This window comes from Pseudomonas sp. 15A4, assembly GCF_016925575.1.
Classification (GTDB): Bacteria; Pseudomonadota; Gammaproteobacteria; order Pseudomonadales; family Pseudomonadaceae; genus Aquipseudomonas.
In genome coordinates this window covers 127,873-142,131 of record NZ_CP068986.1, presented here as the reverse complement: position 1 = coordinate 142,131, position 14,259 = coordinate 127,873, and the positions used below count along the sequence as shown (strand labels likewise).

General features: G+C 54.7%; 9 protein-coding genes and 2 pseudogenes. 4 read left to right on the top strand and 7 right to left on the bottom strand.

Going from position 1 to position 14,259, the window contains the following annotated elements; genetic code table 11:
- Positions 1-16: 16 nt before the first annotated feature.
- Positions 17-2,140, top strand: a complete 2,124-nt coding sequence (locus JN403_RS00610) for an HsdR family type I site-specific deoxyribonuclease (RefSeq protein ID WP_240356918.1) — start codon at positions 17-19, stop codon at positions 2,138-2,140.
- A 334-nt stretch (positions 2,141-2,474) separates the two neighbouring features.
- Here the strand turns inward: JN403_RS00610 and JN403_RS00605 are convergent, their stop codons facing one another.
- From JN403_RS00605 to JN403_RS00585, 6 genes and pseudogenes are all read right to left on the bottom strand, one after another.
- Positions 2,475-2,837, bottom strand: a complete 363-nt coding sequence (locus JN403_RS00605; protein ID WP_205484799.1) for a hypothetical protein — start codon at positions 2,835-2,837, stop codon at positions 2,475-2,477.
- Positions 2,800-3,702, bottom strand: coding sequence for a DUF6731 family protein (locus JN403_RS00600; protein WP_205484798.1), 903 nt, complete (start codon positions 3,700-3,702; stop codon positions 2,800-2,802). The genes JN403_RS00605 and JN403_RS00600 overlap by 38 nt, the downstream gene beginning before the upstream one ends.
- Before the next feature lie 334 nt (positions 3,703-4,036).
- Positions 4,037-4,312 (bottom strand): hypothetical protein, encoded by a 276-nt coding sequence (locus tag JN403_RS00595; protein ID WP_205484797.1) that lies wholly within the window; start codon positions 4,310-4,312, stop codon positions 4,037-4,039.
- Positions 4,309-5,289, bottom strand: a complete 981-nt coding sequence (locus JN403_RS00590; RefSeq protein ID WP_205487195.1) for an integrase domain-containing protein — start codon at positions 5,287-5,289, stop codon at positions 4,309-4,311. The genes JN403_RS00595 and JN403_RS00590 overlap by 4 nt, the downstream gene beginning before the upstream one ends.
- A pseudogene (locus JN403_RS25200) lies at positions 5,267-5,625 on the bottom strand (hypothetical protein). The gene JN403_RS00590 and the pseudogene JN403_RS25200 overlap by 23 nt, the downstream one beginning before the upstream one ends.
- Positions 5,609-7,009, bottom strand: a complete 1,401-nt coding sequence (locus JN403_RS00585) for a YfjI family protein (RefSeq protein WP_205484796.1) — start codon at positions 7,007-7,009, stop codon at positions 5,609-5,611. Before JN403_RS00585 ends, JN403_RS25200 begins: the two are co-directional and overlap by 17 nt.
- 1,174 nt (positions 7,010-8,183) lie before the next feature.
- On the opposite strand from JN403_RS00585, the gene JN403_RS00580 reads away from it, so the two are divergent.
- From JN403_RS00580 to JN403_RS00570, 3 genes are all read left to right on the top strand, one after another.
- Positions 8,184-10,430, top strand: coding sequence for a glycosyltransferase (locus JN403_RS00580; protein ID WP_205484795.1), 2,247 nt, complete (start codon positions 8,184-8,186; stop codon positions 10,428-10,430).
- 22 nt (positions 10,431-10,452) lie between these two features.
- A complete protein-coding gene (locus tag JN403_RS00575) occupies positions 10,453-11,790 on the top strand; it encodes a cobalamin-dependent protein (protein WP_205484794.1) in 1,338 nt (445 codons plus the stop codon).
- 68 nt (positions 11,791-11,858) lie between these two features.
- Entirely contained in the window at positions 11,859-12,398 is a 540-nt protein-coding gene (locus tag JN403_RS00570) for a hypothetical protein (RefSeq protein ID WP_205484793.1), read from the top strand.
- A gap of 527 nt (positions 12,399-12,925) precedes the next feature.
- On the opposite strand, the pseudogene JN403_RS00565 reads toward JN403_RS00570, so the two are convergent.
- Positions 12,926-14,180 (bottom strand): annotated as a pseudogene (locus JN403_RS00565) (integrase domain-containing protein).
- Positions 14,181-14,259 lie beyond the last annotated feature (79 nt).

Sequence of the window (14,259 nt, the reverse complement as noted above, 5' to 3'; positions counted from 1 at the left end):
AGGTAAATCTTTGCTGATGCTCTATGCGGCCAAGATGCTGCGTGCCGACAACGACCTGAAAAATCCCACCGTGCTGATCGTGGTCGACCGTCGTGACCTGGACAGCCAGATTAGCGAGACTTTCGGCGGCGCCGATGTGAAAAACCTGATCAAGGTGCAGAGCTGTAAAAAGCTCGGTGAACATATCGAACAGGACAGCCGCGGTATCCTCATCACCACCATTTTCAAGTTCAAAGATGTTGAGATCGATGAGCACAATCTGGCTGGCCTGAACAATCGCGACAATATCATCGTGTTGGTGGATGAAGCTCACCGCACCCAGGAAGGCGGCTTAGGCGAGAAGATGCGCTGGGCACTGCCCAATGCTCACTTCTACGGCCTGACCGGTACGCCGATCTCCGGCATCGAACGCAACACTTTCAAGCTGTTCGGCGCCAACGAAGACCCCGGCCGCTATATGAACCGCTACAGCTACAAACAGTCGATCCGCGACGGTGCCACTAACCCGGTTAAGTTCGAACCCCGCCTGGCCGAATTGCGGGTTGACCGTGAGGCGATCAACGAAGAGTTCGAGCAACTGGTCAAAAACAACAACTTGGACGACGACGAAAAAGCGGCCCTGTCCAAACGCGCCGGTAAGCTGGCCGTTATGCTCAAGGCACCGAAACGCATGGAGGCCATCAGCGCCGACATTGCCGAACACTTCACCAGCCATGTGCAGCCGAAAAAAATGAAGGCCATGGTGGTGGTCTATGACCGCGATGCCTGCGTTCAGATGTATTACCTGCTGGGAGACAAGCTGGGTTTCGACGCAGTGGAGGTGGTCATGAACATCGATCAGGCTCCGGTGAAGGATGAAAACGGCAAGCTCAACAAAGACTGGAGCAGGTGGAAGGAAGAGCTCGATCTACCGATCAAGCACACCGACTTTGAGCGCTGGCAGAAATTCGATGATGACGAGCAGGCGCAGAAAAACCTGCTGGAAGCCTACAAAGACCCGAAACAACCCCTGCAACTGCTGATCGTGACCGCCAAGCTGCTGACCGGTTTCGATGCGCCCATTTGCTATTGCATGTACCTGGATAAACCGCTGCGCGACCACACTTTGCTGCAGGCCATGTGCCGCACCAATCGTCTGTATGAAGCGGACGGGGTGGTCAAGCGTATGGGCCTGATCATCGACTATCTGGGCGTATTCGAAAACCTGCGTACGGCGCTGGCCTATAACCCAGAAGAGATTGACGGGATTGTCGAAGGCATCGAGAAATTCAAGGAGTTGCTGCCAGAGCAGTTGAAACTGTGTCTGGCCTTCTTCCCGAACGTGGACCGCACCCTGACTGGCTTCGACGGCATACTGGCCGCACAGGAATGTTTGCCGGACAATAAAAGCCGCGATGAGTTTGCCGCAGCCTTTGGTGTGCTGGCCAAACTCTGGTCGGCCATCAATCCCGACCCTTTCCTGACGCCCTACCGCCAGGATTACAAATGGCTAGCGCAAATATATGAGTCAGTACGCCCGGTTGGTCAAACGGGGGCGCTAGTCTGGGCCGCGTTAGGGCCTGAGACCATCAAGATGATTCACGAGCACACCGATATCAGTCGCATACGCGATGACATCGATGAGCTAATCATGGATGAACACGCGATCTTCACCTTGACCGAAAAAGAGCAGGAGAAACGTGCCCGCCGGCTGGAAATAGACTTGATGGGGCGTCTGCGCGGCCATGACGAGGCTGTGTTCGTCGAGCTCGGCGAGCGCCTGGAGAAATTACGTCGAGAGTATGAAGCCGGCGTAATCAAGGCCCTCGATTGGCTCAAGGGCCTACTGGATGCTGCCAAAGATACAGTGCAGGCCGAGCGTGAAACCGGTGACCCGGTGGTAACGGAGGCAGACAACAAGCAGGCGCTGACCAAACTTTTCCTGGAAACCCGCCCGGAAACCACACCGAAGCTGATTGGTGACGTGGTCGAGCAGATCGACAAAATTGTCAACGCTACTCGCTTTGAGGGCTGGCAAAAATCCAACAGTGGCCCACGTGAAATCCAGAAAGCACTGATGCTGACCCTGGCGCAATTTGGCCTAAGCAAAGATAAGGACCTGTTTGAGAAGGCATACGCCTATATTGAAGAGCATTACTAAGTCGATGACATACCGCCGTGCGATGAAGGTGACATCGGCATGCAATTTCATGGCAACAGGATTTCGTAACTTTCAACTTAAGTTGCCAGGCAGTCGATCCTATACGTTGCACAGCCACGCATAGGATCGAGTCCACTTTCAACGATGCAGGCGATAGGGGAAGAATGAGCGAGAGAAGCTTGGCATCGGCGAGTTAGGTGGCAGAAGGCAACGCCGGACGTGAAAAACCGCGCTCGGCGGTGGGCCTAACTATCACACTGAAGCGCCGGCTAAATGGTCGACACGACTACCGCAAATTTTCTGCCCGACCCATAGGCATAAAGCAAGCTCAAGGTCAGAAAAAAGCAGTAACTGTTGAGACATGCTTCACGGAGTCCTTGGCAACTACAAGTGCTGCCGTGCTGATAGCAAGCGTCACGAGAAGCAAGGCGCAGGTTAGGAACGCTTCGTCCATCAACACCTTGTAATGCCCCGTTTTCTTCATGTTCGCAATCAGCGTCTTCTCGACAAGCGCAGTGATTATTGCGACTGACGCTATCAAGAAACCAAGGAGTGTTGCACAAACACCTGCCACCACACCTGTGGCGCTATAGATCTGAGCAGCTTCGACGTTAGACCAGCGTTCAAACGAATAGCCGACACCAGCAGATAAAAGCAACCTAGTCAACAGCGCCATCTGGCGGCCCAAAGTAGTCATCTATGGATCCTTGGCATTCTTGCCTCGCAGTGTCTACGGCCTGATACATTGTGCCCGCCGGCGGGTACTTCGCGTTCGTCTCTAGCTCCTGAACTGAGAAAACTCGATCAGCAATCAGGTCAATAGGATGCTCGATACCCTCATCATACACGATAGCCTTGGCCGTCGAAGCGCCTAGGGAGGCCGCCTCTGTCAGCGCGCGTTTCAGTCGCTCCGCTAGGCTTCCGCGTGTATCGCTTCTGCGAGAGTCGATACCCATTTCGATATGAATCGAGTCGGCGTCCGATCCACTCATCATCTCCATCATGCCTCGGGTGAAGTCATTGTCGAAGTACATGTCAGGATTCGAGGGGCGGGGAATTGTCAGTATTATTTTCTTGAGGGAAATCTCATTGCGCATGATTCGTCTGGCTGCGTCCGGCGCGAGTATTGGCCCGGCGATGACTTTCGTGGACCATAGCGCGGATAGGAACTTGGCGAATTGATTCGCTGTGTTACCGTGCGAATTTCTGCACCAGCCGAGGAGGCTTCGAGCAGGGTAGTAGACGAAGAAATTTCGCTCGACCAGCCCCTGATTGGCCTCGAGCTCTAACTCAAGAGCATCCTGCCCGGCAGAACCGATTTCAGGAAGATCGCTGGTGCGAAATTTCCGGAACTGTCCAGCAAACGAGTCAGGCAGTGGTGCCGACCTTCGGAGTGGCTGCCATATTTCTCGCGTGTAGCCGTTAACCTCGAACGACCGGCTCCCAGGTCCTGCCACGATAGCTTCTAGACCAGCAGCGATAGACGCAACGCTTGCTGTCGGCGTGATCGAAAGACTGTAAAAATCAATCACGTATTTTTTGTCCTGCACCGCATCTACCATGAATTTTCCCCATCCAAATCAATCACCTCAGGCCTCTCCGGGCATTAGGTGCAAGTCGAGCAATCGGCAAGGCTACCGGTTACACCAGCTGCCCATTCCACACATACAGCACGCGGGTCTTACGGTGGGCCGTTAAACGATCAAGTTCATCGACACGTAGCGCATCAAGGCGTTGAAATACGGCCTGATATTGACAGACGACCGCAGTACAAACCACTACAAGCGCTATCATAAAACCGGCATTACCGAGCCAAAACGACCCATTTAGGCAAAAAAAGGCACTCGCGGTATTCGCTAAGTGCCTATTCTGTAACGCTTATTTATGGATCTAGCATCAGATCAGCATTTCTCGGTTATTTCCTAATCGTTTCCAGATCAATAAAGCGGTTAGTCGATAATAATATCGCGTAGCGTCGGAATGACTCTTTAGATGGTGAGCCAGGAACCAGCGCACATGCTTGAGCTGCCACGTCCAGGGATTGTCTCGCTGCCATCGCTGTTGAATGGCCGCTTGCATGACTCGGGCTTGCCTTAGGTGACGTTGCTGAGTCGCCTTTGAGCCGCTCAGTACACCGCTCAGGAACAGCGCCATATCAAAGGGCTTGCTCACGCTCGACCTCCAATGTAGGCCGACACTACATCGATCCGGTTATGCCCGAGCTCAAGGCTGATCTGTTGGCGCGCCTGCTGATCAAGGTCGCGGTCAATGCGATAGCAGTGACCACCATTGACCGGTGCGGCGTGCCCAGTGAGCTGCTCGTAACGTTCGCAGGCGTAGGCCGCTCGCAGTTCATGGAAACCCTTTAGCCCTTGTTCATGCAGCACTTCGCGGGCGGGGAGTACGGTCCGTTGCAGGAATGCGGCGTAGCTTTCGTCTCGGTCCAGCAAGTTGCGGCTGCTGGGCGGCGACGCATCTCGGGCGAGCTGTAGCGCCGCCTTCACCTCTTCATTAGCATTGATCCATCGCGGCGCTGATGCCCCTGAGCGGCCGCCTTTGGTGCCGTCCTGGATGTTGATGCGACCGAAGTGCTCGGCTTCGCGGTGGAGACGTGGCAGATCAGCGAGAATCGCTTCGCGCAGGCGCATACCGGTTGATCGGGCCAACAGGACAATCGCGGCCACCCGCTCGTGTTGCTGTTCGCCAAGCGCCTTGAGTACTCGCCGCACCTGTTGATGGTCTTGGCCATCCGGTGCGCGGGTGCGTACGCTCGAGCGCTGCTGTCCTAACGCCTGACTCGGGCTGGCGATCCTCACGTCCTGATCACCGCGCAGCGCCGCGAGGGTGCGGTTGACGCTGCTCAGGCGGTTCTGCGCAGTAGCGATGCAGAGTTCACCTTGCTGGATCTGCTGGCGCAGGTACGCGGTGTAGTCGTGCAGCGTCCGGCGATTGATCTGGCGCGCATCGTTGTAACCGGGGCCGTCCTCTGATCGACACCAACGCACGAACGCTTGCCAGCGATCACTATGCGCTTTGACCGTGGCGAAGTGGCCGCCGGCAAACAGATCCTTGAGCGCTTGCGGGCCGGCGTAGCTCAGCTGGCGGCCATAGCCAAAGTTGCGCCCCTCACGCCGACCGACCAAGGCCATCGTCATCACCGTTTTCGTTTGTTTGCAGAAAAAGCAGCAGGGCTTTCCAGTGGGGGCTGAGCCTGTCCACCTGCTGCCAGTGTGTCGGGCGGACCAGGAGGGTGTTTTCCTGGTGTTGCAGCAGCGCCCCTTCCTCGCGCAGTTGCTCGATCAGCAGGGCGATATTGGCAGGGGAAGGGGTGGTGTGGCGACAGCGGCGACAGTGGCGACAACCCGCGTCGTTTCTGGCCTGGCACGTGGCGACAGGGTGGCGACAGAGGCGGCGACACGCCGCGATTCTGGTTGCGATTGATGTTGCGCTTGGTAGCGGCGCACCGCGTCATTGAGGCGAAACATGGCGGACCTCGAAAGTTTTACCGTCGCGGCTGCTCAGCCAGCGATGAGTGATCAGCACGACCAATAAAGACGCGGTATGGTCAGCGCTCTTGCGGGCAAAACGAGGGCCGTTGCGATTGACGTCGCGAATGGTGAAGTGGGTCCAGCCTTTCTGCATCAGCCAACGCAGCAGCCGATCAGCCTCTTCGCATCGGCTATTGACCGGCTCCTGTTCGGTCAGGCGCTGAATCTCGGCTAAGTAGTAATCCATCAGCGTGGAGGCGCGCTGGATGTGTGCTTCCTCCAATGCACTGGCCTCTTCAACCATGGCCAGCACGCCCGCGATACGCAGTACATTCGCCGCGGCCTTGCTCGCGACAGGCTGGACGCCAGCCAGCTCGCCGAACTCGCCAGACTGGCACTCGATGGTGTCGTGAATATCAATCCAGGCCCGGCGGGCACGGGACGTCAGCTCCAGCGCGGCGGGATTGAGTGAGCCATCCTGGTGAAGCGACCAGGGCTTTTGCAGCAGGGCGGTGATTCGCTGTTGGTAGCGCTGGACTTTGGCATCCCGGCTCAGGTCGATTGCCTTGTAGAGACGCTGGCCGGCCAGGCGCTCGGGCCAACTGATCAGGCAACGGCCCAGGATGCCTTGGCCATTGATCACCGGGTTTTTGAACAACTGGTTGGCGAGGTAGGGTTGCAGCATCAGATGCAGGCTGAGGCGGCGGTCATAGGCACGCAGGCTTTCCCCAGCCACGGAGCGCGCCCGGTCGATGGGGCTGCCATCCCACAGTGCCGACAAGGTGGTGATTGCCTTGAGCAGATTCTCTTTGCTCATGGTGCTGCTGCCCAAGAACTGGCCACCTTCATCATTGAACAAGCCCATGCTGGGCAAACCATGGCACAGACTTTTAACCAGGGCCTCGATAGTGGGCTCGGCAATGATCAGTCTCGGCGGTACCGGCTCGGATACTTCGCTGCCTTCCGCCTCCGAGGGTTTCTTTGAGGTTTTGGATTTGGCCATGATGCTGGTAGCGGCGCGATAGGTTTTGAGCTTTTCCGCATACAGGGTCCACTGCTGTCGTTCCCAGTCGCGCGCCGCCTTCAGTGCCAGGTGATCCACCGCGCTTTTGCGATCACCCGAAGACGCCACCGTCAGTAGGTAGAGGGACAGCGGATAGGTTCGGCCGTCGAGTTGGACATTGGCATGACCCTGGCTCACCAGGGCAGTGCTGGCCAGCACCGATTGCGCAGCCATGGCGCAGGGTACGCCGATCACCTCGGCCAGTCGTTCGACCGCAGGGCCCAACAGATCCCCGAGGGCTTCGACCGGGTAGGGCAGTGGCGCCTGCTGGTATTCCAGTAAAGGTTGTGGTGGCTCGAACGCTTCACACAGTTGCATCGCCATTCTCCTGAGATGATCGACTTCGTCCTCACTCATCCCGCCACGGTTGCTGAGTGTTATCAGGGATCAAGGTCCCTGCGACCTGTGAGGTTTGTCCACTGACGCGGGACTGGCGGCTCCTTACGACCGGGAGCTTGGGCATCTCATGATCTGGCCTCCTGAACACCGATAGCGGTGGGCGGGTGGAGGCTGCACTGGCTGACGAGACCGGTGCCGCGAGATCCTGAGTCAGGTGAAGGCAGTGAGGCGGTGACTGGGGCATGCCTGACTGTCAGTCAGGGGCAGTCCATTCCATGGGCTGCGGCACCGTCATCGGCATCGCTGTGGCGAGTGAGCATTCGGGGTTTGTCACGCCGATTGTCACGAGGAGGAAAGCCGCAAAGCCCCATGCGAGCAGGGCTGCAGCAGTGTGAGATGTGCCCGTCTCTTTAGGAGGCAAAGAGACGGGCAAAAGGTTGGCGCAAGAAATGGCCAAGCGGATAAGTTGCTGCAGAGCAGCCAGGAAGGGGTATGAGTTGCCGCAGTGGGCGCTCTGGAAGAAGTAGGCATCCATCACATGGGTAGTGACCGTGCGAGCTGCCGGACGCTAATCGCACTTGGGGGTGAACCACCACGGAGTGGCGTAGCCTCAAAGGTTCTGGCTACCTGGGTGCTGTCGAGGACAGCGCTGGTACAGTTCTGGTTTAGCGCTCGTTCTGCTCACGGTCAACGGTATTTTGGGGGCGGCTGTTGCGCCAATCGGTAGCGCTGGAAGACCTTGGAGGCCGGTGGCTTTCCATGACCGGGTGGTCGTTCATCGGTTTTTAATGTGAGCCTGCGTAATTGCATGGACTTGACCATTTGCATTGTCACTGACCAGTCAATTGCAGTCGTGCTGATCAACCGTTTGCATTCGACTTGATCAGCACACGCCGTAGTGACGACCAGCGGAGAACGGCCAAAAGCAGCCCCTGGTAGCTGTCCAACCTTCGCCCTCATTATGTCGCTCAACCGTAGCAACATCTCCAACCGGTGCTTAATGGTCGACAACGACTAAAACGACATATCATATGAGATTCGTATTAGGCAGATGTAGCAATGGCTACTGATCAGCGTTGAGATCCCGGTCTCTGATCAAGGGCACGCAACGCGCCGCGACTACCTAAGCGCATCGAATAATCTAGGAGCCGAGATGGCATACGTGGTGGCTTTGCTTGCAACTCGATGGGGAAGTGATTTAGGTGGCCTCAATGTATTCAATAAGGGCCTAGCAGAAGGCTTGATCCAAGCACTACCCAAAGGAAGCCAGACGTACTGCTTTGTAAATCGGTTGCCGGAAATCGGATGCGAGGTAGGGGTGACGCTTATAGAGCATAAAGAGTTCAAAGCTTCCGACATAGCTGCCGAAATTGCCAGCTATTGTAGGATAGTAGATATGGAGGCGTTGCAAGGCGTGTTGGTTGTGGGGCATGACGTCATTACTGGCCAAGCTGCCGTCGACTGCGCCAACCAACTTCGTCAACATCTGAGCGAGACGGATATCAAGTCAGCCGTTATAGGTCATATGGACTATTCGTCGTATGCCTTTATGAAAGGGCAAAGCATGGAGGAGGTGACTGCGCGCTCGATCAAGCAGCGAGAAGTCATTGCTGCTGCAGATTGTGCATTTGCCGTGGGTCCACTTTTACAGCGTAACTTCGCATCGGCACGAAGTGCCAAGCATCGACCAAGATCACCTGTAAGGCCATTGATACCCGGAGTGGAAAAGGTTAAGTGGCAGCACCACGATCCTCGCGTCGACTTACAAGTTTTTATCTCAGGTCGGCTTAATCGTGATGATGATCCGATTAAAAATTCTATACTGGCCATTCATGCACTCGCGGAAGCATATTCGCGAGGTCGACAAATTGATGCTGTGGCCTGGCGAGCGCGCGGGCAGCTTTTTGCTTGGGGAGTAGACCCAAGTTCCGACCAAGTTGTGGTAGAAGAGCTGAAGGAGATCGGCAGCAAGAATGCTGCGTTTACTCTTCATGCAGAGCCTTTTTCCGATGACCAGGTAGCCCTACGCCAACGCTTGGCAAATTGTCATGTAGCGTTGATGCCGTCTTGGCATGAAGGGTTTGGCTTGAGTGGATGGGAGGCTCTTTGCGCCGGTATCCCTCTGGTATGCTCGCGTCAGTCCGGGCTCGCGATGCTAATTGATGATCTAAAGCAGCAGTTCCCAGAAGTTCCATTCGACAGCGTTGAGTTCGTGAATCTTGGCGGCAGCATGACTGCAGGTACGCCGAGCCAGGAGGATATCGGGAAATGTGCTGACGCATTGCTTGCGATTACAGGCAACCTCGAGGTGCGAAAGCAAGCTGCTATCGAGGTTGCATCCCTGCTGAAGCGTGAATATAGCTGGAAACGCTGCGCATCTGATTTGCTAGAAGGTACTGGTTGGTACTTGCCTGGATCGGTGCATTGGGCGAACCGACAAGCTGTCGGTCGAAAGCAGGAGGAGTCTCGTCAAGTATTGGACCGAATACTTGAGACTTTGGGCCAACTAGACCTCGAAGAGGACTGGGCTGATTTGACGACGGCCTTCAATAGTCTTAGCGACGCCGGTAAGAACGCCGATTTACATAATAGGGCCGAACTGCAAGAGAAACTGCGTGATATCGGCAGCGCTATTGGTGATCGTATGGCTGCGGCGAGCTCAGCAAGAGACTCGGGATACATGGACGTGTGTTGGCGATTTATGGCTGCTTGCGCAAACATTTGCCCTAGTTTCAGAGCTTTCTCTGAGTCCTTTCCAGAGCCTATGTTACAGGTCATCTGGAAAGATGCATTTTTGACTAAGGAGTTACTCTACTACTCATCAGCCTTTGCTAATGAAATCTTGAATCAGGCCAGCGAGATTGCTCCTAAGTTCTTCGAGCCAGCTCGTTTATTCGATTTTGGGACCTCGTTCGCTATTCGACTCGCCCGCTTGGCAAGCAAAAACCCAGGGCTCGCACAACTTGTTTCTGGAATTGAAACTGATCCTGCTTTCATAATGGAAAATGAGCGCTGTATTAAAGTAACGCAGCACTCACATGATATTGCGGAAATCATCGCAACCGACCCTATGTTGGCGCCTACAACGCTGGCGTTAATGGCGCATGGCTTGGATCCGACTCGACAGATTTCTGATCAGGCTGTCAGTTTTTTAAATATTTATTATCCTGCTGTTGGCAAAGTTAAGGGGCATTGGCGTGGTGATAAGCGTGTATTCGCAGCGCTTGCTACCGCGAGCTTATCGACGCAGGTGCTTCTCGAGACTTTACGGAGAATGGCTCTTGATGAGGATGAAAGTATTAGATGGGCCTCATTGCACCTAGCCTTCTCACACACATTGCGACGGCGACTAGAAGCTGCCTTCTCCGCGGGGGTTGAGCATAGAGGGCTCCCTAAATGAGGAACTGGGTAGAATTGTGGACTTGGCTATCAGCACCGATGATGGGCATCCATGGCTGCATCGGGAATTTCTGAGTCATTATCTAGAAGAGTGTGTTTCACTATCGGAACCCGGGAAGCCCGCACCTTTAGGTGTATTGGACTTCCCCGTCGCAAGATGGTTGATTGGCCCAGTCGTAGGTGAGACTGCGCCTACACTTCGTGGTTGTATGCATCCAGAAGTTGCCGTTACGCGCGCTGATACTCTCCAAGATGTTAAGCGCATCCTGCTTGTACTACCTCCCATTGAAATCGATGATGCTGCATCCGGAGCATCGCGGACCAGCACACCAGCTTTGGGCCTGGGCCTACTGGCCTCTCATCTCGCGGCTCAGGGGCACGACGTTCAGATCGCGGACTGTCATAGGTTCCCAAGGCTGCGAGCTGAAGTGTTACGCCTGGCACGAACTTTCGACTTAATTGGATTCAATACAGTATTTTCTACAGTTCAATCAACGATGAATATGCTCGTTGGTATTCGCAAGCGAACACATAGTACTACACTGGTAATCGGCGGGCCGGCAGCCAAGCTAAATGCATGGCAGTTCTCTACAGTACATACAGAGGACGCCCAAGCAAGCTGGGACTTTGCAGTTTCAGACAATGCTGTGGAAAATCTATCGTCCTTGGTGGCTAGTTTGAAAACTCCAGGGAAATGGCCCGAAGCACCGGGTATTACCCCCAACTTAAAGAGTTGGAATGTGGTTGGTCGTGGAGTCCAGAAAGGTAACATGCTGCGGGCCTTATCGCTAAAGTCGCCAGCGGCTATCTGGCCGCAAGTCATAATTGATCGTCGCATTTATCGTAACGAGGGTGGCCAGTATGAGCCCACGCGAACCAGGGCAAAATCGAAGACTTTTCATGAGGCTCATGTAGTTATGTCGCAAGGCTGCGACTGGAATTGTGCTTTTTGTACCGAGCGGAGAGAGAAAAGTGGAGGTGAAATTCGCCGAGAGGTCTCGCATGTTCTCATGGAGGTTAACGGCCTGGCTTTGCAACATCCAGAACTCCGAGTTCAGTTTGTAGACGATAACTTGCTGCCGCAGATTGCATCCGATGGAAAACTTCGAGCAGATAAGTACAATGGACTCGCATGGGCTAGCGATTTTCTTGATGGATTGGTCAGAGTCAAAGAGCGGGCTGGCGACTCATTTGGTTGGCGTGGAATCTTCCGTATTGAGGATTTCATTGCTTACGAAGAGAGTATGGATGTTCCTTTCATAGAGCGGTTGCAACAATCAGGATGTCGTATGCTTGCATTCGGCATTGAGCACGGAAGTGAAGAGCGGAGAAAAAGAGTAAAGCAGCAAGTGAGATCGTAACGAATCGTCAAATTTCAGAATTGTTTGCGCGACTTCGATCTGCGGATATTCTCACAAAGGCCTATTTTATGCTTGGCGGTCAGTGGGAGACACCAGAGTCAGCACAGCAGACTATTGATTTTTCGGTTGAATGTGGAGTGACGCTAGCATATTTTGCACTTTATAAAGATTTTTCCAGCGCTTCAAGCGTCCTGAGTAAAGAGCAGCATGCCAATGACCCAAAGTCAGAAAGCTATATACGATATAAACAGCTAACACTTAACTGGGATCGGAAGCTCACTGACGTACGAAGCAATCCTGTGAGCTTGGATTTCGATATGGGCGGCTCTCCTATTACGGAGCAAGAGCTGAAATGCTATCGTGAGCTTTCAACCTTGGGCTTTCAATTTGCAGACTTGGTCAAGTACAACGACTTTCATAGCGAAGAACCTAATGGAGGTAAACTTCTACACTCTGTAACATGGGGGCACCATCGGAGTACTTCAAAATCGTTGAGCAAGCATACCGTAGGTTCTATTTGCGAGATGGATTTGTTAAAGAGTATTGCGCATTGCTGGAGCACGGATATTAAGCCAGCGCCAGTATCCGCTCTTGGCCGATTCTGTTGAAAAAGTCGGCTTCGGTTTCCATGGCAGAAAAGTACGCGTCTGAGATTGAAATCTGTGTTTTGCGCAGAAGGTTCAGGGCTCAGATTTGACGTAGCAGCGTGCAAAAAAGGCGTTTTCACCGCTCAATGCATGGGTACTCAGGCCGCGTCGACTTTTTCAACACAATCGGCCGGTTGCAGTCCTTCAGTGCTTGGCTGACGCACTCGCGCTGAGTGGCACCCGCTGACACCCATCAACTGCAAACGGCTGGTCAGCGCGAATGCAGATGACTGGTCAGTGGTAATGCAATTAGGTGGTCAAGTGAGATGTAATTACGCAGAGCCCATGCGAGTGGGAATGCGGAGCCTTCCCGCTCGCGTGGGCTTGGCCGAGAAAGCCCCAAGAGGGAGGCTTGCAACGGCGACAGTCGCCACTTCTGTCGCCATGCTGCAAACCAGGTATTACGCGGGTTGTCGCCGCTGTCGCCAAATCAACCATCACTCCATCTGGGGAGTCATTCTCGGTTACTGGCGGCGTCCGGTGAGCGCTCACCGTATCGGCACGATGTTGTGGTCCCTGGTTTGATTGATCGCAGATGCCGACAGGTTGCCAGTGGCCGCTTTCTGGATGTGCTCACTCCACCAAGCCATCATCGGACGCCGGCGTTCGATGTAGTCAGCTCGGTTGTAAGCGCTTCGGACTTCATCCTTGTCGACATGCGCCAGCGCGACTTCGATCAGCTCCGGATCCCAGCCATGCTCGTTCAGAATGGTGCTGGCCATGGAGCGCATGCCGTGGCTGACCAAGCGGTCCTGGAAGCCCATGCGTTTCAACGCCATGTTGGCGGTCTGGCTATTGGCGTGGGTGCGCGGATTTCTATCTGCCGGGAACACGTATTCCCTGTGACCACTGTGGGGCTTGAGCGCCTCCAGTAACGCGAGTGCCTGTTCGGTCAGTGGGATGGCATGCGGACGACGCTTTTTCATGCGCTCCGGCGGGATGGTCCAGATGCGTTTGTCGAAGTCGATATCTGCCCATCGGGTGGTCGCCGCTTCGGCAGGACGGGTCATGGTGTGCAGTTGCCATTCGATCAGGCAGCGGGTGATCCGCTTGATGCTGGCATTCGCGATTTCGATCATGAGCTCGGAAAGCTCGTCTGGTCGTAGCGCGGCCATGTTCTCTTTTTTGGGCTTCTTGAATACCGCTCGAATACCACTGAGGGGTTAGAGAGAATCAGCCCGGAGTTTACCCCGTAGGTCATGATCTCGTTGAGTCGTTGGCTCAGTCGCTTCACTGTCTCGAGGCTACCTTTGGCCTCGATTGGGCGAAGCAGTTCGATGACCATCGGTGCGTTAATTTTCGAGAGCGGCGTTGTTTTCAGGTCTGGAAATACATGCAGCGTGAGCGAGCGCCAAATGTCTTCGGCGTAGGCCGGCGTGACGGAGTCCTTCTTCAGCTCAAACCAGGCGGTGGCCACGTTCTCGAACGTGTGTTCCGTCTCCGCTCGTTTGGCTTCGTCCTGTGCTTTGCGTTGCACCTTGGGGTCAATGCCTTGTGCCAGCAGCTCGCGCGCTTCCACCACTTTTTCCTGGCGCTCGCTAGTGAGAGTTCTGGGTACGTGCCCAGCCCCATATTGATACGGTTTTTGGTTACCGGCTCGCGGTAGTTGAAGTTCCACAGCATCGAGCCGTTGCTCCTGACTCGGAGCTGAAGGCCGTCACCATCGCTGAGGACGTAATCCTTGTCTTTTGCCTTGACTGCCTTGAGCTGGCGGTCGGAAAGGCGAAGGGCTGGAGCAGGCATGAGAGCTTCCTCTGACACCGTTTTGGTATTCCAAAAAATAGCACCGGATGGCTTGGAATACCATTTGGAATACCCAAAC

What these genes read in the sequence shown, in the direction of transcription:
- JN403_RS00610 (WP_240356918.1), top strand. Translation starts at nt 17, where the DNA reads ATGCTCTATGCGGCCAAGATGCTGCGTGCCGACAACGACCTGAAAAAT.
- JN403_RS00605 (WP_205484799.1), bottom strand. Translation starts at nt 2,837, where the DNA reads ATGACTACTTTGGGCCGCCAGATGGCGCTGTTGACTAGGTTGCTTTTA.
- JN403_RS00600 (WP_205484798.1), bottom strand. Translation starts at nt 3,702, where the DNA reads ATGGTAGATGCGGTGCAGGACAAAAAATACGTGATTGATTTTTACAGT.
- JN403_RS00590 (WP_205487195.1), bottom strand. Translation starts at nt 5,289, where the DNA reads ATGGCCTTGGTCGGTCGGCGTGAGGGGCGCAACTTTGGCTATGGCCGC.
- JN403_RS00585 (WP_205484796.1), bottom strand. Translation starts at nt 7,009, where the DNA reads ATGCAACTGTGTGAAGCGTTCGAGCCACCACAACCTTTACTGGAATAC.
- JN403_RS00580 (WP_205484795.1), top strand. Translation starts at nt 8,184, where the DNA reads ATGGCATACGTGGTGGCTTTGCTTGCAACTCGATGGGGAAGTGATTTA.
- JN403_RS00570 (WP_205484793.1), top strand. Translation starts at nt 11,859, where the DNA reads ATGCTTGGCGGTCAGTGGGAGACACCAGAGTCAGCACAGCAGACTATT.